The following is a 17,335-nucleotide window of genomic DNA, read 5'->3' as shown; positions in this document are numbered from 1 at the left end:
GCTACCCCGCGGCCGGCGGGCGGATCTCCAGTCGGATGCGCTTGTTGCCCTTGCCCTTGGACTCCGTGCCGGTGACCGCGACCGAGCCGACCTCGGCGGTGCTGAGCACGTGCGTGCCGCCGTCGGCCTGTTTGTCGAGCCCGACGATGTCGATCACCCGCAGCGGGTCGATCTCGGCCGGGATCAGGTTCGCCGACGTGCGGATGAGTGCCGGATCCTCGTCCGCGACCTCGCGGCCGAGGAAGGTGACCACGACCTCGCGCGCGGCGGCGATCTCCTCGTTGATCCGCCGCTCGACGCTCTGGCCGAGCTCGGTGGACATGCTCTCCAGCGGGAAGTCGAGCCGGCCCTTGCCGGGGTCCATGTTGCCGCCGGTGACGGCGACGTGGAACTCGGTCCAGATGACGCCGCAGAGGATGTGCAGGGCTGTGTGGGTACGCATCAGCATGTGCCGGCGGTCCCAGTCCAGCTCGCCGTAGACCTCGGCGCCGGTGTCGGGCAGCTCGGGCGTGTCGAGCCAGTGCCAGATGCGCCCACCGTCCCGTTTGACCTTGGTGATCGGCGCGGTGCCGGCGCCCCAGCGCAGCGTGCCGAGGTCGTGTGGCTGGCCGCCGCCGCCCGGGTAGAAGGCGGTCCGCGCCAGCGCGACGCGGCCCTGGTCGCGGTCGACCTCGAGGACGGCGCTGTCGAAGGTGCGCCGGTAGGCGTCGGTGGCGAAGAGCTCGGTGTCGGCGAGCTCCGGGGGCGGCGGAGCTGGGGTCTTCTCGCCCGGTACGGCCATGAACTTACCCCCCTCGGGTATACTGTCAGTCGAGCACGGCAACGGCGGAAAGGGTACTCGGATGCGCGGCTACACCAGCGACAAGGACGGCTACCTGAAGCGCCTGCGTCGGATCGAGGGGCAGATCCGTGGGTTGCAGCGGATGGTGGAGAACGACGAGTACTGCATCGACGTGCTGACCCAGATCTCCGCGGCGACGAAGGCGCTGCAGGCGGTCTCGCTGGGGTTGATGGACGAGCACCTGCGGCACTGCGTCGCACAGGCCCTGACCGACGGCGGCAAGGACGCCGACGACAAGGTTCGCGAGGCGAGCGACGCGATCGCCCGGCTGGTGCGGTCCTAGCCGGTCGCGCGGCGGTAGCGCTCGGCCAGCTCGCGCAGGTGTGTGACGAGCTCGGGCGGGTCGGTGACCTCGAAGTCGCGGCCGAGCAGACCCAGGTAGACGGCGAGCGTCTCGATGGTGTCGGCGCCGGTGTCGAGCACGCAGGTGTGGTCGTCGATCGCGGTCACCACGCCGACCGACGGGTTGATCCGCTCGGTGACCTCCGCAGCCGGGGCGTGCACGGTCACCCGCGCCCGGTGGCGCCAGCCCGCGGCCGAGACGCGGCGGGAGACGTAGCCGGCCAGGTCGTCGTCGGGCAGCTCGCGTGGCGCGAACCGCGGTCCGGTCGGGGTCCGGGGCGTCATGCGGTCCATGCGGAAGGTGCGCCAGTCCTGCCGGTCGAGGTCGTAGGCGACCAGGTACCAGCGTCGTCCCCAGTTCGCGAGCCGGTAGGGCTCGGCTCGGCGGTGGGAGGGCTCGCCGCCCCGGTCGAGGTAGTCGAAGCGCAGCGTCTCGCGGTCCCGGCAGGCGGCGGTCACCGTGGTGAGCACCTCGGGCGTGACGGTTGGTGGTTCGTCGTAGCGGGGCACGGGGATCGTGTAGCTCTGCAGCGTGTTGACTCGTCGGCGGAGTCGGGAGGGTAGGACCTGTTCGAGCTTGGCGAGCGCGCGAAGCGACGTCTCCTCGATGCCGGAGATCGTGCCGCCGGTAGCGGTACGCAGCCCGATGGCGACGGCCACCGCCTCCTCGTCGTCGAGCAGCAGTGGGGGCAGCGCGGCTCCCGCGCCGAGGCGGTAGCCGCCGACCGAGCCGCGGGTGGCGTGCACGGGGTAGCCGAGGGTGCGCAGGCGCTCGATGTCGTTGCGGACGGTTCGTGGGCTGACGCCGAGGCGCTCGGCGAGCTCGGCGCCGGTCCACTCCCGCTGCGACTGCAACAACGAGAGCAGTCGCAGCAGCCGTGCCGAAGTCTCCAACATGGTTCGTAGTCTGCCAGCTCATTAGGAACGAACTATGCCTAATGCCTGTCTAGCGTGGTGACCATGACGAACAGCAGCGAGATCCGCCCCTTCCGCATCGACGTCCCGCAGGCCGACCTAGACGATCTTCGGGAGCGCCTGGCGCGTGCCAGATGGACAGAGGAGCTGCCCGACGCGGGTTCGGACTACGGCGTGGCTGTTTCCTATGTGCGGCGCCTGGCGTCGTACTGGCTCGATGGGTACGACTGGCGGGCGTGGGAGGCCAGGCTCAACTCCTACCCCCAGTTCACCACTGAGATCGACGGCCAGAACATGCACTTCCTGCACGTGCGGTCCCCGGAGCCCAACGCCTTCCCGCTGGTCCTGACCCACGGCTGGCCCGGTTCGATCGTGGAGTACCTGGACGTGATCGGCCCGCTGAGCGATCCGCGGGCGCACGGCCTCGACCCGGCGATGGCGTTCGACCTGGTGATCCCGTCGATTCCCGGCTTCGGTTTCTCGGGCCCGACCCGTTCGCGCGGCTGGAACGTCCCGCGCGTGGCGAAGGTGTGGGCGGAGCTGATGCGCCGTCTCGGCTACGAGCGCTACGGGGCGGTGGGCAACGACGGCGGCTCGATGATCTCGCCGGAGGTCGGCAGGGCCGATGCCGAGCACGTGGTCGGCGTGCACGTGACCCAGATCTTCGCGTTCCCGTCGGGCGATCCCGCGGAGTTCGAGGGCATGACGCCCGACGAGCTCGCGGCGATGGAGCACCTGAAGTGGTTCCACGAGAACATGGGCGCGTTCGGGGAGATGCAGGGCCAGCAGCCGCAGACGCTGGCCCACGCCCTCGCCGACTCGCCCGTCGGGTTGATCGGTTGGAACGGCCAACTCTTCGGAGATGGCGTGAGCGACGACTTCGCCCTGACCAACATGTCGATCTACTGGTTCACCCGCACGTCCGCGTCCTCGGCCCGCTTCTACTACGAGAACGCACACACCCAGCCGGCCACCGAACCGACCACCGTGCCGATCGCCCTGGCCACCTTCGGAGACGACTTCAAGTCGATCCGCCGCTTCGCCGACCGAGATCACAAGAACGTGGCGTCGTGGCACGAGTACGAGGTGGGCGGCCACTACGCCGCACACCAGGCCCCGGACGCGCTGGTGAAGGACATCCGCGACTTCTACGACTCCCTCCGCTGAGCGAAGTCCGCCGCCGGGCACAGGCCCGGCGGCGGCCGGGGAGAGCCGGGCCGAGGGACGTCGGCGGGAGGCACTCCGCTAACCAACCCAACCCCGCGCAACACCGCCCCGGCCCAACCGGCTACCCCGGTCAACCCGCCGAAGCAGTCACCGAACCCCACGTGGCCGAAACTGAACACTGATCCGCGGCCCAACCGTCTTCCGAGTCTTCGGCACCGCATGCTCCCAAGTCCGCTGACAAGACCCACCCATCACCAGCAAGTCGCCCAACCCCACCGAGAACCGAAGCGCCTCCCCACCGCCCCGAGGCCGCAGCAACAACGGCCGAGGCGCGCCGATCGACACGATCGCGACCATCGTGTCCTCAGTGTTCCCCCGCCCGATCCGGTCACCGTGCCAGGCGACGGAGTCTCGGCCGTCCCGGTAGTAGCACAGGCCCGCGGTGCGAAAGGGCTCGCCGAGATCCTCGGCGTAGTACGACGACAGCGCCGTGCGGGCCTCTTCGAGGACGGGGTCGGGTAACAGGTCCGCTTCGTCGTAGAAGCAGAGCAGGCGAGGGACGTCGACGACCCGGTCGTACATCTGCCGGCGCTCGCCGCGCCACGGGATCTCGCGGGCCAGGCGCTCGAACAGCGTGCCGGCCCCGGTGAGCCAGCCGGGGCGCACGTCTACCCAGGCGCCTTGGCCCAACTCGGTCCGCCTCGTCGAGGCGAGCGAGCTCAGACCGACGTCCTCTAGATCGCCGAGAAGGGTACCCTGCACAACACCGGACATGGCTTCACCCTACCTCGAAAATCGAACATGCGAGCGAATCTCGCCGCATCGTGTGAACCCGGATTTCAGACCTCTACTCAGGGGTACGCAGGGACCGGATACAGCCGACACAAGAGGGTGGGAACACGAACATGACGCGACCCAGGGTGCTCGTGGTCGGCATCGGCTTCGCCGGCTACCACTGCCTGCGCACGCTCGAGCGCCGCCTCCCGGAGGCCGACATCATGGCGGTCAACCCCGCGGACTACATGCTGTACGTCCCGCTGCTGCCCGAGGTCGCGGGCGGCACGCTCGACCCGCGGCAGGTCGCCATCCCGCTGCGCACCAAGCTGCCCAGGACGCGCACGGTGCTCGGCAACGTCACCGACATCGACCTCGCCGCCAAGACGGTCACCGTCGTGGACGTCGAGGGCGGCCGGCGCGATCTCACCTGGGACCGGTTGGTCATCACGGCCGGCAGCGTGACCCGGCTGCTCTCCATCCCGGGCGTCGCCAAGCACGCCAAGGGGTTCAAGTCCATCGCCGAGAGCATCTACCTTCGCGACCACATCCTGCACCAGCTGGAGCTCGCCGAGCTAACCGACGACGAGGGCGAGCGGGCGGAGCGCGCCACGTTCGTCGTGGTCGGCGCCGGCTACACCGGAACCGAGCTGGCCGCACAGGGCAAGGAGCTCACCCGCCAGGCCATCCGCCAGACGAAGAACCCGACGCTGAACGCCCGGTGGATCCTGCTCGACTCGGCCGACCGCGTGCTGCCCAACCTCGACCAGCGGCTGTCCCGACCCGCCCACCGGATCCTCGAGAAGCGCGGCATCGAGGTCCGGCTCGGCACCAGCGTCACCGAGGTCACCCCGACCTGCGTGCGCCTCACCGACGGCACCGAGATTCCCACCCGCACGGTCGCCTGGTGCGTCGGCGTGCGGCCGGACCCGCTGGTCGAGCCGCTCGACCTGCCCACCACGCAGGGTCGGCTCGGCACCGACGAGTTCCTGACCGTGCCCGGTCATCCGGACGTGTTCGCCGCCGGCGACGTGGCCGCGGTGCCCGACCTCACCCGCCCCGGCGAGATCACGCCGATGACCGCGCAGCACGCCGAACGCCAGGGCCGCGTCGCCGCGATCAACGTCGCCGCGTCGCTCGGCAAGGGTCGACGCAAGCGGTACAAGCACCGCGACCTCGGGTTCGTCGTCGACCTCGCCGGCGCGCAGGCGGTGGCCAACCCGCTGCAGGTACCGCTGAGCGGCTGGCCGGCGAAGGTCGTCACGCGCGGCTACCACCTGCTGGCGCTGCCCACCAACCGGCTGCGGGTGGTGTTCGACTGGACCGCCGACGTGCTGACCAGGCGCCAGATAGTCCACTTCGGACTTGTCCCGGAGGCCGGCATCACCTTGGGGGAGACCGACGCGCTGCCGCGGGTGGACGGGTTTGCCGGCAGCGGGACCGGGTAAGCCGCGAGCCGGCGAACAGGCGAGCACATGTGGGAGGAGTGAGTGCCATGCCCGCGATCGACGGCAAGAGGGTGGCGTTCCTGGCCACCGACGGAGTCGAGCAGGTCGAGCTGGACCGGCCGTGGCAGGCGATCACCGAGGCCGGCGGCCGGCCGGAGCTGATCTCCCTGGAGTCCGGGAGATCCAGGCGTTCAACCATCTGGACAAGGGCGACCGCAAGCCGGTCGACACGGCGATCGACGACGCCCACGCGGACGCGTACGACGCGCTGGTGCTGCCCGGCGGGGTGGCCAACGGCGACTTCATCCGGGCGGACGAGCGCGCGGTGCGCTTCGTCAAGGAGCTCGTGGCGGCCGGCAAGCCGGTCGCGGTGATCTGCCACGGCGGCTGGGTGCTGGCCGAGGCCGACGTGGTGCGGGGACGCACGATGACGTCCTGGCCGAGCCTGCGGACCGACCTGCGCAACGCGGGCGCCACGTGGGTCGACAAGGAGGTCGTCACGGACCAGGGCCTGGTGTCCAGCCGCAACCCGGGTGACCTGGACGCCTTCTGCGCCAAGGCGGTCGAGGAGATCGCGGAGGGCGTGCACGTCTGATGGTCGCCTTCGGCTACACCCTGATGACCGAGCAGGCAGGTCCGCGTGAGCTGGTGCGCTTCGCCGCCGAGGCGGAGCGCGCCGGCTTCGACTTCGAGGTGATGAGCGACCACTACTTCCCGTGGCTCGACGAGCAGGGGCACGCGCCCAACGCGTGGAGCGTGCTCGGCGCGGTGACCCAGGCGACCGAACGGGTCGAGCTGATGACCTACGTGACATGTCCGATCATGCGCTACCACCCGGCCGTGGTCGCGCAGCAGGCGGCGACCGTGCAGTTGTTGTCCGGCAACAGGTTCACGCTCGGTCTCGGCGCCGGCGAGAACCTCAACGAGCACGTCGTCGGCCGCGGCTGGCCACCGGTGAACGTCCGGCACGAGATGTTGGTCGAGGCGCTGCAGATCATCAGCGAGCTGTTCCAGGGCGGCTACGTCAACTACGCCGGTGACCACTTCCGGGTCGACTCGGCGAAGCTGTGGGACCTGCCGGAGACGCGGGTGCCGATCGCGACCGCCGTGTCCGGCGCGCAGTCGGTGGAGCACTTCGCGCCGCTGTCCGACGCGATGATCGCCGTGGAGCCGGACGCGGACCTGGTCGGTTCGTGGAACTCGTTGCACAAGGCGGAGTCCGCGAAGATCGCGCAGCTGCCGGTGTGCTGGGACCCGAACCGCGACGCGGCCGTCCGCCGCGCGCACGAGCAGTTCCGCTGGTTCGCCGGCGGCTGGAAGGTCAACGCCGAGCTGCCGGGCCCGTCGGCGTTCGCGGCGGCGACGCAGTTCGTCACCGAGGACGACGTGGCGCAGAACATCCCGTGCGGTCCGGACCCCGACCCGATCGTCGCGGCCGCGAAACCTTTCTGGGAGGCGGGTTTCACGCACCTCGCCCTGGTCCAGATCGGCGGCGAGCACCAGGACGGCTTCGTCGAGTTCGCCCGCGACCGCCTGCTGCCGGCTCTGAACGAGGCGGCCAACTAGGTTCGACGGGTGCGCCTCCGCACCGACCGGCTGCTGCTCCGACCGTTCGAGCTCTCGGACGTCGACGACGTCTGGGCGTTCCAGCGGCTGCCGGAGGTCGCCCGACACATGTTGCGCGAGCCGCGCGACCGAGCCGGGGCCGAGACGTCGGTCCGCGGCATGATGGCCGAGCGCGAGATCGTCCGGGACGGCGACAGCCTCGCCTCGGCGCGGCTGATGGAGCGGCTGGGCATGCGCCGCGAGGGTCATCTTCGAGGTACCCGGTGGATCAAGGGGGGTGGCGGGACGAGCTCGCCTACGCGATCCTCGCCGACGAGTGGTGGGCTACGCGGTCTCGGTGAACTCGATGTGGTCGGTCGTCCACGCGACCGCCTTCTGGCTCACCGTCAGGCCGAGGCCGGGGCGGTCCGGGAGGTGCAGCCGGCCACCGCGGGGCTCGATGCGTTCGTTGAACAGGGGTTCCAGCCAGTCGACGTGCTCGACCCACGTCGCGCGGGGGTAGGCGGCGGCCAGGTGCAGGTGCACCTCCATCGCGAAGTGCGGCGCCAGCGACAGTCCTTTGTGGTCGGCAAGCGCCGCGATTCGCAGGAACGGCGTGATGCCACCGATCCGCGGCGCGTCCGGCTGAACGATGTCGCTGGCGTCCGCGGCGATCAGCTGCGCGTGCTCGGTCAGGCTCGTCAGCGTCTCGCCGGTCGCGATCGGCGTGTCCAGCGCCGCGGCCAGCGCGGCGTGGCCGGCCGTGTCCCCCGCGTCCAGCGGCTCCTCGATCCACAGCAGGTTGAACCGCTCCAGCACGCGGCCCATCCGGTGCGCGGTCGGCCGGTCCCACTGCTGGTTCGCGTCCACCATCATCGGCACGCTGTCGCCGAGGCGCTCGCGCAGCACCCGCAGCCGCTCGAGGTCGGCGGTCGGGTCCGGTTGGCCCAGCCGGAGCATGATGCCGCCGACGCCGGCGCCCAGCGCGCGCTGGGCGTTGTCGACCACTTCGGTGATCGGCGTGGACGTCAGCCCCGTGTAGCACCGGACCGCGTCGCGGTACGCGCCGAGCAGCTTCGCGAGCGGCAGCCCGGCACGCCGGGACTTCAGGTCCCACAACGCGATGTCGACCGCGGCGATCGCCTGTGCCGCGATGCCACCGCGCCCGACGGACGCGCCCGCCCACGCGAGCTTCTCCCAGATCCGACCGGTGTCGTTGGGGTCCTCGCCGAGCAGTTGCGGCGCGATCTCCTTGGCGTGCGCGTAGAGCGCGGGCCCGCCGGCGCGCTTCGCGTAGCTGAAACCGAGACCGCGCAACCCGTCGACGGTGCCGACCTCGGCGAACAGGAAGGCCACCTCGGTCAGCGGTTGCTGCCGGCCGGCGACCCTGGTGTCGCTGACCGGCGCGGTGAGCGGCAGGAAGACAAGCGAGAGCCGGACGCGGTCGATGCGGTCCCCGCTGGGGGCGGTTGGGGCGGCGGGGGCTTCGGGCACGCGTAGATCTCCTCGAGGGGGTTGGGGGAGCGTTCAGTTGTACCGCGTCGACACTTCCGTTGCTAGTGGCATTCGTCATGTACATTTGTTCATGTACAGACGTACATGAGAGGAGGCGTGCCGTGCCGTACGTGTTCCTGCTGCTGGCGATCGCCTTGGAGGTCGTGGCCACCAGCATGCTCAAGGCCACCGACGGGTTCACCAGGCTGTGGCCCACGGTCGGCTGCGTCGCCGGGTACGTCGCCGCGTTCGCCCTGCTGGCGCTGACCGTGCGACACGTGCCGGTCGGCGTGGCGTACGCGATGTGGTCCGGCCTGGGCACCGCGGCGATCGCGTCGATCGGCGTGGTGTTCCTGCACGAGTCGCTCACGGTCGCCAAGGTGGCCGGCGTGCTGTTGGTGATCGGCGGCGTCGTCACGCTCAACATCGGCGGCGCGCATTGAGTCCCCGCAGGGATCCGGAGGGCCGGCGTCGGGCGATCGTGCACGCGGCGGTCGAGACGATCGCGGAGGTGGGCATCGGGCAGGTGACCCACCGGCGGATCGCGGCCCGGGCCGGGGTCCCGCTCGGCTCGACGACCTACTACTTCCCGACGCTCGACGACCTCGTGGCGGCAGCCCTGCGGGAGGCGACCGAGAACGCGCGCGCCGGGCTCGAGGCATGGGCCGAGGAGCTGACCGCGAGCGACGACCTGCCCACCGCGTTCGTGGAGCTGGCCCGCGGCTACCTCGCCGACCGCGAGCGGGCGCTGGTCGAGTACGAGCTGTGCCTGGCCGCGGCCCGCACGACGCAGCTGCGCCCGCACGCCGAGCTCTGGATCGACGGCCTGCGCGGGATCTGCGCGCGGCTCGCGGGCGGCCCGGAGCGCGGGTTCGCCCTCGCCGCCCTGGTGGACGGCGCGATGCTGCACGCCCTGGTGACCGGCGACGACCTCGACTCCGCCGGCCTGCGCGCCGGAGTCCGGGAGCTGCTCAGCCGCCGAACAGCGGGAGAACCGACTTGATCGTCATGTACAGGCCGTACACCAGTGGGACTCCGACGACGAACCAGGAGACGACCAGTCGCGCGGTCGGTGTGCCAGAAGGGGTCGTGGGTTCGGACATGTCGTGCTACCTCCGCCCGCTGGGGCTGGTCGACGTCGCCGCCTCGGCGAACGCGTCGGTGTGGTCGGCCGACTCGTGGAACCGCTCGGCGACCGGGCGGATCAACAGGTTCGCGACGAAACCGATCGCGAGCACGCCGACCATCGTGAACAGCGCCGCCCGGTAGTCGGCGTACTCCAGCTCGCCGGGTTTGCCGCGCGCGTCGAGGAAGCCGTTGATGATCAGCGGCCCGGCGACGCCGGCGGCCGACCACGCGGTGAGCAGCCGGCCGTGGATCGCGCCCACCTGGTAGGTGCCGAACAGGTCGCGCAGGTAGGCCGGCACGGTGGCGAAACCGCCGCCGTAGAAGGAGATGATGATGCCGGCCAGCAACACGAACACCGCGGTGGCGCTGTGCCCGGCCACGGCGAGCAGCACGTAGAGGATCATGCCGACGCCGAGGTACATCACGTAGGTCGGCTTGCGGCCCAGGAAGTCCGATGTGGACGACCAGACGAACCGGCCGGCCATGTTGAACAGCGACAGCAGGCCGACGAACGCGGTCGCGGCGGTGACCGCCACGCTGGACTCGCCGCCTTCGCGGAAGAAGTCCTGGATCATCGGGCTCGCCTGCTCGAGGATGCCGATGCCGGCGGTCACGTTGCAGAACAGCACCGTCCACAACAGCCAGAACTGTGGGGTCTTGATCGCGTTCGAGGCGGACACGTTGGCCGAGGTGACCAGTGGCTTGGCCTCGAGCTTCGCCGGGTCGAAACCGGCGGGCCGCCAGCCCGGCGCGGGCACCTTGACGTTGAAGACGCCGAACATCATCACGACGAAGTAGACGACGCCCAGGGTGAGGAACAGCTTCGCCACCGCGTCGCCGGACGCGACCGAGGACGCGACCGACGCGTCGTAGTCGGGGTCGTAGAGGGCCATCAGCTGGCGGGACAGCGGCGAGGCGATGAGCGCGCCGCCGCCGAAGCCCATGATCGCCATGCCGGTCGCGAGGCCCGGGCGGTCGGGGAACCACTTGATCAGCGTCGACACCGGGGAGATGTAGCCGATGCCGAGGCCGATGCCGCCGAAGAAGCCGTAGCCCAGGTAGACCAGCCAGAGCTGCGTCGTGGCGACGCCGAGCGAGGCGATCAGGAAGCCGGCGCCCCAGAAGCAGGCCGCGGTGAACATCGCCGCGCGGGGCCCGGCCCGCTCGACCCAGGTGCCCATGACCGCGGCCGAGAGGCCCAGCATCACGATCGCGATGGAGAAGATGACGCCGATCGCGGTGAGGCTGGTGTCGAAGTGGGCCACCAGCGCGTTCTTGTACACGCTCGTTGCGTAGGCCTGTCCGATGCAGAGGTGGATGGCGAGGGCGGCGGGCGGGATCAGCCAGCGGCTGTAGCCGGGGCCGGCGACCGTGTGTTCGCGATCCAGGAACGACAGCGCCAAGACGCACCTCCATGTGCAGTCCGGAGTGTCCCGAGTGGACCCCGCAGCGCAGTGCATGCAGTATCCAGACGCTACGTACCCAGGTCGTTGAGGGTCAAAACAATCTGAGTTATCGACCCATCACCGTGGTTTATCACCCACGGTGATCTGTCCTGGTTTGATGGATATTGTCGGGATTCGCGAAAATCTCAGGTCAGGTGGCGCTGGAGGAGGCCGTCGAGGACGGCCTGGAGGTCGACCTGGTGCGTGGCGTCCAGCAGGGCGCGGGCGAGCATCGGCTCCGGTTCGCGGTCGGCGAGGACGAGGCCTACTTGGTGCGCGCGGCGCGGGCGCTTGAGCGGTACGACCCGCAGCCCCTCCGGGACGCCGAACACGTGCAGCCACGCGTGGGCGATCACGCTGGACCAGCGCAGGGTGGTCACGTGGGCGTAGATCGCGGAGACCGTGTCGGCCTCGATCGACGGGGTCACGGTCACGCCGGCCTCGGCGAAGTTCCGGTCGATGATCCGCCGGTTCTGCATGACCGTCGAGAGCATGCACAGCGGCGTGTCCGCGAGCTCCTCCCAGCCGACCGTCTGGTGGTGGGCGAACCGGCCATCGGCGGGAGTGAGGAGCAGGTAGCGCTCGCGGTAGAGCGGCACGACGCGGACGGTGCCGAGCGGCTCGCCGTCGACGTAGGTGATGCCGATGTCGAGGTCGAACTCGGCCAACCGGTGCACGATCTCCCGCGAGGACAGCGACTCGATCGACACGCGCACCTGCGGGTGCTGCTCGGCGAGCGGCGTGGTGAGCAGCGAGGCGACGGCCAGCGCGGTGGGGATGGCGCCGATGCGCAGCATGCCGGACAGCCCGCCGCGCATGCTCGCGAGCTCGTGGCGCATCGCGTCCTGCTCGGCGAGGATCCGGTGCGCCCACAGCAGGACCTGCTTGCCCTCGGGAGTGAAGCCCTCGAACCGCTGCCCGCGCTGGACGATCTGGACGTCGAGCTCGGCCTCGAGCTTGCGGATCGCGGCGGACAGCGCCGGCTGGGAGACGTGGCAAGCCTCGGCGGCCCGCCCGAAGTGGGCCTCGCGCGCCAGCGCGCTCAGGTACTCCAGCTGGCGCAGCAACATGGCCAAGAGATACCCGCAAAACGGCCGAAGGTAAAGCCGAGTAGCTTGATCAGATGCCCGCCGACCCATCCGGACCAGGCGGTTCGACGCCTCGCGACGTCGTCATCGCGGTGCACGGCGGGGCCGGCACGGTGCCGCGCGGCAGCCTCTCGGGCGAGCGCGAGCGGGCCTACCACGACGGGCTGACCGAGGCGCTGCGCGCGGGTTCGCGGGAGCTCGGCGGCGGCGGGTCGAGCCTCGACGCGGTCGAGGCGGCCGTGCGGGTGCTCGAGGACGCACCGTGCTTCAACGCCGGACGAGGCGCGGCCTTCACCGCCGACGCCGGCCACGAGCTGGACGCCTCGATCATGAACGGCCGGGACCTGGCCGCCGGCGCGGTGACCGGCGTGCGGCACGTCGCCAACCCGGTCTCGCTGGCACGCCTGGTGCTGGAGCGGTCCGACCACGTGCTGCTGGCGGGCGCGGGCGCCGAGGAGTTCGCGCTGCGCCACGGCGTGCCGCACTCCACTCAGGACTACTTCTTCACGCAGCGGCGGTGGGACCTGCTGCTCGCGGCCAAGCAGGCCGGTCGCGGTGACGGTAGCGGCGGCACCGTGGGCGCGGTGGCGGTCGACGCGGCGGGCGACCTCGCGGCGGCCACCTCGACGGGCGGGATGACCAACATGCTGCCCGGCCGGGTCGGCGACTCGCCGGTGATCGGCGCGGGCACCTACGCCGACAACCGCACTGTCGCGGTGTCCTGCACGGGCGTCGGCGAGGTGTTCCTGCGCGGGGTCGCCGCGTACGACGTCGCCGCGCTGATGGACTACACCGGCGCGACGGTCGCCGACGCGGCGCGCACGGTGCTCCTCGAGAAGATCCCGGCCCTCGGCGCGACCGGGGGCGCGATCGCCCTCGATCCGGCCGGCGCACTCGCCACGCCGCACAGCAGCGAGGGCATCGTCAACGGCTACCTGACCCGCGACGGCTCGATCGTCACGCGCGTCTACGACGACGAGACGCCTGCTACTGGGTGAAAGCGGAGCGAGGTCGCGTCACTGGGTGAGGCGGATCGGGTTCACGATGTCCGCGGTGATCGTCAGCAGCATGACCGCGCCGCCGATGAGGACCAGCACCATCGTCACCGTCGACAGTCGGGTGAAGTCGACCGGCGCGGCGGCGGTCTTGCCCCGGCGAACGCGGCGCCAGTTGCGGACGCGTTCGTAGCCGATCACCGCGATGTGGCCGCCGTCCAGTGGCAGCAGCGGCAGCAGGTTGAACACGCCCATGAAGAAGTTGAGCCCCGCGAGCAGCAGGAAGAACAGGTGCCACAGCCCCGCCTCGACGGCCTCGCCGCCGATCCGGCTCGCGCCGACCACGCTGACCGGCGTGTCCGGGTCGCGCTCGGCGCCGAAGATCGCGCTGACGACGGCCGGGATGCGTTGCGGGAACTCGGCGAGCTTGACCGCGGTCTGGCCGATCATGTCGGCCGAGAAGCTCGCGGTGGCGCCGAACGCCTCGAGCGGGCCGTAGGCGAACGACGTCGTCGCGGACACGCCGGCGACGCCGACCGCGGTCTGCGCGCCGGGGCGGTCGAGCGTGGGCACGTCGACCGTGAGGCGCAGGGTCTCCTCGCCGCGGCGCACGTCGAACGCGGTGGGGCCGCCCGACTCCCGGACCGCGGCGACCATCTCGGTCCACGTCGGGGTGGCGGTGCCGCCGACCGCGACGATCTCGTCACCGGGCCGGATGCCGGCGGCCTGCGCCGGGCCCAAGGCGCCGGGCGGGCAGGTCGGGTTGGCGAGCTGCTCGTTGGTGCGCGCGTCGGACACGCAGCTCGACACCTGCGACACGACCGGCTTCTCCGCGAGGTTGGGCAGGCCCAGCGTCGACGCCAGCAGGTAGAGCACCCCGAACGCGAGGGCGAAGTGCGTGATCGGGCCGGCCAGCATCACCGTGACGCGCTTCCACGTCCGCTGCTTCCACATCGCCCGCCGCTCCTCGTCGGGCGTGAGCTCGTCGAGGGTCGTCATGCCGGCGATGTCGCAGAACCCGCCGAACGGCAACGCCTTCAGCCCGTACTCGGTCTCGCCGCGACGGAAGGAGAACAGGGTCGGCCCGATGCCCACGAAGTACCGGCGCACCTTCATGCCGAAGGCCTTGCCGGCGAGCAGGTGCCCGGCCTCGTGCAGCGCGAGCGAGATGCCGATGCCCAGAGCGAACAGCGTGACACCGATGACGTAGGCCATGAGCGAGCTTAGGCAGCGAGGGCGTCAAGTATCTGTTGGCCGTACTTCGCCAGCTTGTTCTCGCCGACTCCGCTGACCGAGCCCAGCTGCGCGAGAGTCGACGGGGACTCGGTGGCGATCTGGCGCAGGGTGGCGTCGTGGAAGATCACGTAGGCCGGGACGCCCTGCTCCTTCGCCGTCGCGGCGCGCCAGGCACGCAGGCGCTCGAACACCGGCTTGGCCTGCTCGGGCAGCTCGGCCTGGGCGGCGGCCGACTTGCCGCGCGAGGACGTGCGGGCGGCGCGCTTCGGCTCGTGGCGCAGCCGGATCTCGCGCCGCTTGCCGAGCACCTCGGCGCTCGTCTCGGTCAGCACCAGCGTGCCGTGGTCGCCCTCGACGGTCAGCACCCCCTGTGCGAGCAGCTGCCGTACGACGCCGCGCCACTCGGGTTCGGACAGCTCCGTGCCGACGCCGAACACCGTCAGCGACTCGTGGCCGAACTGGGTGACCTTCGCGGTCGTGCGGCCGAGCAGGATGTCCACGACGTGCCCGACGCCGAACTTCTGCCGGCGCTCGCGGTCGAGCCGGTACACCGCCGAGAGCACCTTCTGCGCGGGCACCGTGCCGTCCCACGACTCGGGCGGCGACAGGCAGGTGTCGCAGTTGCCGCACGACTCCGCGCGCTCGCTGAAGTAGTTGAGCAGGCGCACCCGCCGGCACTCGACGGTCTCGCACAGCGCCAGCATCGCGTCGAGGTGCACGCCGAGCCGCCGCCGGTGCGCGTCGTCGCCCTCCGAGGTGGCGATCATCTTCCGCTGCTGCACGACGTCCTGCAGACCGTAGGCCAGCCACGCGGTCGACGGCTGCCCGTCGCGGCCCGCGCGACCGGTCTCCTGGTAGTAGCCCTCGACCGACTTGGGCAGGTCGAGGTGTGCGACGAACCGCACGTCCGGCTTGTCGATGCCCATGCCGAACGCGATCGTCGCGACGACCACCAGGCCGTCCTCGCGGAGGAACCGCGACTGGTTCGCCGCACGGGTCCGGGCGTCGAGCCCCGCGTGGTAGGGCAGCGCCTCGATCCCGTTCTGGGTCAGGTTGGCGGCGGTGCGCTCGGTCGAGGCGCGAGACAGGCAGTAGACGATGCCCGCGTCGCCCTTGTGCTCGGTGGACAGCAGCTCGAGCAGCTGCTGCTCGGGCTTGTTCTTCGCGACGATCCGGTACTGGATGTTGGGCCGGTCGAAGCTGGACACGAAGTGCCGTGCCGATGTCAGGTCGAGCCGGGTCGCGATCTCCTTGCGGGTGGCCTCGGTGGCCGTGGCCGTGAGGGCGATGCGCGGCACGTTCGGCCAGTGCTCGTGCAGCGCCGAGAGCGCCAGGTAGTCGGGCCGGAAGTCGTGGCCCCACTGGGCGACGCAGTGCGCCTCGTCGATGGCGAACAGCGCGATCGTGCCGCGGTCGAGCAGCCGTAGCGTGGACTCGACCTTGAGCCGCTCCGGCGCGAGGTATAGCAGGTCGAGCTCGCCGGAAAGGAAGGCGGCCTCGACCTCGCGGCGCTGCTCGAAGTCCTGCGTGGAGTTGAGGAAACCGGCCCGTACGCCGAGCGCGGTGAGCGCGTCGACCTGGTCCTGCATCAGCGCGATGAGCGGCGAGACCACGACGCCGACGCCCTCGCGGACCAGCGCGGGGATCTGGTAGCAGAGCGACTTGCCGCCGCCGGTCGGCATCAGCACGAGCGCGTCGCCGCCGCCCACGACGTGGTCGATGATCTCCTGCTGGTCCCCGCGGTAGGCGTCGTAGCCGAACACGCGGCGCAGCGTGTCGATGGCGAGCTGCGCGTGGGGATCGGCGGGCGGAACGGCGGAGGAGTCGGCGGGGACAGTCACGCGGGCGATTCTATGGGCGGGCACCGACGGTTCCCCGGAGCTGTCCATAGCCCGTCTAGGCGTGTCCGCCGACCGTCACCTCGCCGATGGTCAACTCGGGCGTGCCCTCGAGGATCGCGCCGACCCGGTCGACCTGCTCGTCCAGCTTTGCCAGCCGTGCCTTGCTCAGCCGAGCAAACGGCTCGACGGTGACCCGGAGCCGCCGGCCCGAGCGGCGCTGGTGCCAGATGCCGCCGACCACGCCGTCGACGAGCAACACCTGGAAGTTGCCCGCGGCCCGCTCGGCGGCGACACCCGGGTAGAGCCGGGCCTTGTCGTTGCCGACCGAGTAGGCGTAGGCGTCGAAGTAGGGCAGCAGCCGCAGGCCGCGCGGCGGGTCGTCCGGGAAGTCGGTGTCGCCCTTGCTCACCCAAGCAACCTCGCCCTCGACCTCGACAGGTTCGAGCTCGGCCGCGTCGAACACCTGCTTCGCCCAGGCCGGCGGGGCGACGAGCCAGTTGGCGAACCGTTCGGGAGTCGAGGGGCCGAACGCGTGCAGGTAGCGGTCGAGCACCTCGGGCACCGCGCGCGGCGCCGGCGCGAGGTCGGGCAGCCAGCGGCGCGGGTTGGTGTAGGTGACGTTGCGGCCGCGGTTGGGACCGAAGCACAGCACGCCGCGCATCCCGGCGAGATGCGTGATCTGCCGCCAGCGCGGCCACTTGCCCTGGAACGCGTCCATCACCGGGTCGCCGGCCCACGAGCCGACCGCGGCGACGATGGCGTCGGTGAGCTCGTCGATGGTCAGCTCGGCGTCGGCGACGGCGTGCTCGATCGCGTTCAGCACCGCGTCGGTCTGCTCGGGCGTCATCCGGAGGTCGGGCGGCATGGGGTTCGACCACGGCACGGCGGACAGCGCGCCGACCCACATCGGCAGCTCGCGGGTGGGCAGCAGGTGCACGGTGCCGCGCGGGCCGAACGTCTTCACCAGGCTGCGCTCGGTCCACAGCGCGTGCCGGACGTCCGCCCGCGTCACGCCGTCGAGCCGCAGCCCGATCGCCAGCTCGGCGGCCGACATCACCTGCGCGTGCGTGCCGGCG

General features: G+C 71.0%; 17 protein-coding genes and 1 pseudogene. 8 read left to right on the top strand and 10 right to left on the bottom strand.

The genetic code is table 11. The features are described from left to right. Position 1: 1 nt before the first annotated feature. Positions 2 to 781 carry an alanyl-tRNA editing protein gene (locus ACRDSK_RS14585; protein ID WP_431441279.1) on the bottom strand — a complete coding sequence of 260 codons (780 nt, stop codon included), beginning with the start codon at positions 779 to 781 and terminating at the stop codon, positions 2 to 4. A gap of 61 nt (positions 782 to 842) precedes the next feature. On the opposite strand from ACRDSK_RS14585, the gene ACRDSK_RS14580 reads away from it, so the two are divergent. Next, positions 843 to 1,124, top strand: a complete 282-nt coding sequence (locus tag ACRDSK_RS14580) for a metal-sensitive transcriptional regulator (protein ID WP_431441278.1) — start codon at positions 843 to 845, stop codon at positions 1,122 to 1,124. Here the strand turns inward: ACRDSK_RS14580 and ACRDSK_RS14575 are convergent. After that, entirely contained in the window at positions 1,121 to 2,080 is a 960-nt protein-coding gene (locus ACRDSK_RS14575) for a helix-turn-helix transcriptional regulator (RefSeq protein ID WP_431441277.1), read from the bottom strand. The genes ACRDSK_RS14580 and ACRDSK_RS14575 overlap by 4 nt on opposite strands. A 63-nt stretch (positions 2,081 to 2,143) precedes the next feature. On the opposite strand from ACRDSK_RS14575, the gene ACRDSK_RS14570 reads away from it, so the two are divergent. Continuing rightward, positions 2,144 to 3,265 carry an epoxide hydrolase family protein gene (locus tag ACRDSK_RS14570; protein WP_431441275.1) on the top strand — a complete coding sequence of 374 codons (1,122 nt, stop codon included), beginning with the start codon at positions 2,144 to 2,146 and terminating at the stop codon, positions 3,263 to 3,265. Between the two features lie 147 nt (positions 3,266 to 3,412). Here ACRDSK_RS14570 and ACRDSK_RS14565 read toward each other — a convergent pair whose 3' ends face one another. Then, positions 3,413 to 4,039, bottom strand: a complete 627-nt coding sequence (locus tag ACRDSK_RS14565) for an alpha-ketoglutarate-dependent dioxygenase AlkB (protein WP_431441273.1) — start codon at positions 4,037 to 4,039, stop codon at positions 3,413 to 3,415. 131 nt (positions 4,040 to 4,170) lie between these two features. On the opposite strand from ACRDSK_RS14565, the gene ACRDSK_RS14560 reads away from it, so the two are divergent. The 3 genes and pseudogenes from ACRDSK_RS14560 (at position 4,171) to ACRDSK_RS14550 (ending at position 7,053) form a co-directional block, all read left to right on the top strand. Further along, on the top strand, positions 4,171 to 5,487 hold the full coding sequence (locus tag ACRDSK_RS14560) for an NAD(P)/FAD-dependent oxidoreductase (protein ID WP_431441271.1): 1,317 nt from the start codon (positions 4,171 to 4,173) through the stop codon (positions 5,485 to 5,487). 47 nt (positions 5,488 to 5,534) lie between these two features. After that, positions 5,535 to 6,082: pseudogene (locus ACRDSK_RS14555) on the top strand (type 1 glutamine amidotransferase domain-containing protein). Then, on the top strand, positions 6,082 to 7,053 hold the full coding sequence (locus ACRDSK_RS14550; RefSeq protein ID WP_431441269.1) for an LLM class F420-dependent oxidoreductase: 972 nt from the start codon (positions 6,082 to 6,084) through the stop codon (positions 7,051 to 7,053). Before ACRDSK_RS14555 ends, ACRDSK_RS14550 begins: the two are co-directional and overlap by 1 nt. Positions 7,054 to 7,377: 324 nt before the next feature. Here the strand turns inward: ACRDSK_RS14550 and ACRDSK_RS14545 are convergent, their stop codons facing one another. Continuing rightward, positions 7,378 to 8,526: an L-talarate/galactarate dehydratase gene (locus ACRDSK_RS14545; RefSeq protein ID WP_431441267.1), complete on the bottom strand. Its 1,149-nt coding sequence runs from the start codon at positions 8,524 to 8,526 to the stop codon at positions 7,378 to 7,380. A 122-nt stretch (positions 8,527 to 8,648) separates the two neighbouring features. Here ACRDSK_RS14545 and ACRDSK_RS14540 point away from each other — a divergent pair, with 122 nt between their 5' ends. Continuing rightward, a complete protein-coding gene (locus ACRDSK_RS14540) occupies positions 8,649 to 8,969 on the top strand; it encodes a DMT family transporter (protein ID WP_431441265.1) in 321 nt (106 codons plus the stop codon). Continuing rightward, positions 8,966 to 9,529: a TetR/AcrR family transcriptional regulator gene (locus ACRDSK_RS14535; protein WP_431441263.1), complete on the top strand. Its 564-nt coding sequence runs from the start codon at positions 8,966 to 8,968 to the stop codon at positions 9,527 to 9,529. Before ACRDSK_RS14540 ends, ACRDSK_RS14535 begins: the two co-directional genes overlap by 4 nt. Here ACRDSK_RS14535 and ACRDSK_RS14530 read toward each other — a convergent pair. The 3 genes from ACRDSK_RS14530 to ACRDSK_RS14520 form a co-directional block, all read right to left on the bottom strand. Next, the gene (locus ACRDSK_RS14530; RefSeq protein WP_431441261.1) at positions 9,498 to 9,629 is read right to left on the bottom strand and encodes an MFS transporter small subunit; all 132 of its coding nucleotides are present in this window, start codon (positions 9,627 to 9,629) and stop codon (positions 9,498 to 9,500) included. The two genes, ACRDSK_RS14535 and ACRDSK_RS14530, sit on opposite strands and share 32 nt — an antisense overlap. 6 nt (positions 9,630 to 9,635) lie before the next feature. Further along, entirely contained in the window at positions 9,636 to 11,057 is a 1,422-nt protein-coding gene (locus ACRDSK_RS14525) for an OFA family MFS transporter (protein WP_431441260.1), read from the bottom strand. Between the two features lie 188 nt (positions 11,058 to 11,245). After that, a complete protein-coding gene (locus ACRDSK_RS14520) occupies positions 11,246 to 12,169 on the bottom strand; it encodes a LysR family transcriptional regulator (protein WP_431441258.1) in 924 nt (307 codons plus the stop codon). Between the two features lie 53 nt (positions 12,170 to 12,222). On the opposite strand from ACRDSK_RS14520, the gene ACRDSK_RS14515 reads away from it, so the two are divergent. After that, positions 12,223 to 13,185 (top strand): isoaspartyl peptidase/L-asparaginase family protein, encoded by a 963-nt coding sequence (locus ACRDSK_RS14515; RefSeq protein ID WP_431441257.1) that lies wholly within the window; start codon positions 12,223 to 12,225, stop codon positions 13,183 to 13,185. A gap of 18 nt (positions 13,186 to 13,203) precedes the next feature. Here the strand turns inward: ACRDSK_RS14515 and ACRDSK_RS14510 are convergent, their stop codons facing one another. The 3 genes from ACRDSK_RS14510 to ACRDSK_RS14500 all read right to left on the bottom strand — a co-directional run. Continuing rightward, positions 13,204 to 14,397, bottom strand: a complete 1,194-nt coding sequence (locus ACRDSK_RS14510; RefSeq protein WP_431441255.1) for a M50 family metallopeptidase — start codon at positions 14,395 to 14,397, stop codon at positions 13,204 to 13,206. A gap of 8 nt (positions 14,398 to 14,405) precedes the next feature. Continuing rightward, positions 14,406 to 16,259 carry a DNA helicase RecQ gene (gene recQ, locus ACRDSK_RS14505; protein WP_431441253.1) on the bottom strand — a complete coding sequence of 618 codons (1,854 nt, stop codon included), beginning with the start codon at positions 16,257 to 16,259 and terminating at the stop codon, positions 14,406 to 14,408. Between the two features lie 55 nt (positions 16,260 to 16,314). Continuing rightward, a partial coding sequence (locus tag ACRDSK_RS14500) for a winged helix DNA-binding domain-containing protein (protein WP_431441251.1) occupies positions 16,315 to 17,335 on the bottom strand: 1,021 nt, incomplete at its 5' end.

This window comes from Actinophytocola sp., assembly GCF_050699915.1.
Taxonomy (GTDB): Bacteria; Actinomycetota; Actinomycetes; order Mycobacteriales; family Pseudonocardiaceae; genus Actinophytocola.
Note: the sequence above shows the minus strand (reverse complement) of the source record. Positions and strands in the feature narration are given on the sequence as shown.

Coding starts and splice junctions, on each gene's coding strand:
- ACRDSK_RS14580 (WP_431441278.1), top strand. CDS start 843: ATGCGCGGCTACACCAGCGACAAGGACGGCTACCTGAAGCGCCTGCGT.
- ACRDSK_RS14550 (WP_431441269.1), top strand. CDS start 6,082: ATGGTCGCCTTCGGCTACACCCTGATGACCGAGCAGGCAGGTCCGCGT.
- ACRDSK_RS14585 (WP_431441279.1), bottom strand. CDS start 781: ATGGCCGTACCGGGCGAGAAGACCCCAGCTCCGCCGCCCCCGGAGCTC.
- ACRDSK_RS14575 (WP_431441277.1), bottom strand. CDS start 2,080: ATGTTGGAGACTTCGGCACGGCTGCTGCGACTGCTCTCGTTGTTGCAG.
- ACRDSK_RS14520 (WP_431441258.1), bottom strand. CDS start 12,169: ATGTTGCTGCGCCAGCTGGAGTACCTGAGCGCGCTGGCGCGCGAGGCC.
- ACRDSK_RS14510 (WP_431441255.1), bottom strand. CDS start 14,397: ATGGCCTACGTCATCGGTGTCACGCTGTTCGCTCTGGGCATCGGCATC.
- ACRDSK_RS14515 (WP_431441257.1), top strand. CDS start 12,223: ATGCCCGCCGACCCATCCGGACCAGGCGGTTCGACGCCTCGCGACGTC.
- ACRDSK_RS14530 (WP_431441261.1), bottom strand. CDS start 9,629: ATGTCCGAACCCACGACCCCTTCTGGCACACCGACCGCGCGACTGGTC.
- ACRDSK_RS14570 (WP_431441275.1), top strand. CDS start 2,144: ATGACGAACAGCAGCGAGATCCGCCCCTTCCGCATCGACGTCCCGCAG.
- ACRDSK_RS14565 (WP_431441273.1), bottom strand. CDS start 4,039: ATGTCCGGTGTTGTGCAGGGTACCCTTCTCGGCGATCTAGAGGACGTC.
- ACRDSK_RS14560 (WP_431441271.1), top strand. CDS start 4,171: ATGACGCGACCCAGGGTGCTCGTGGTCGGCATCGGCTTCGCCGGCTAC.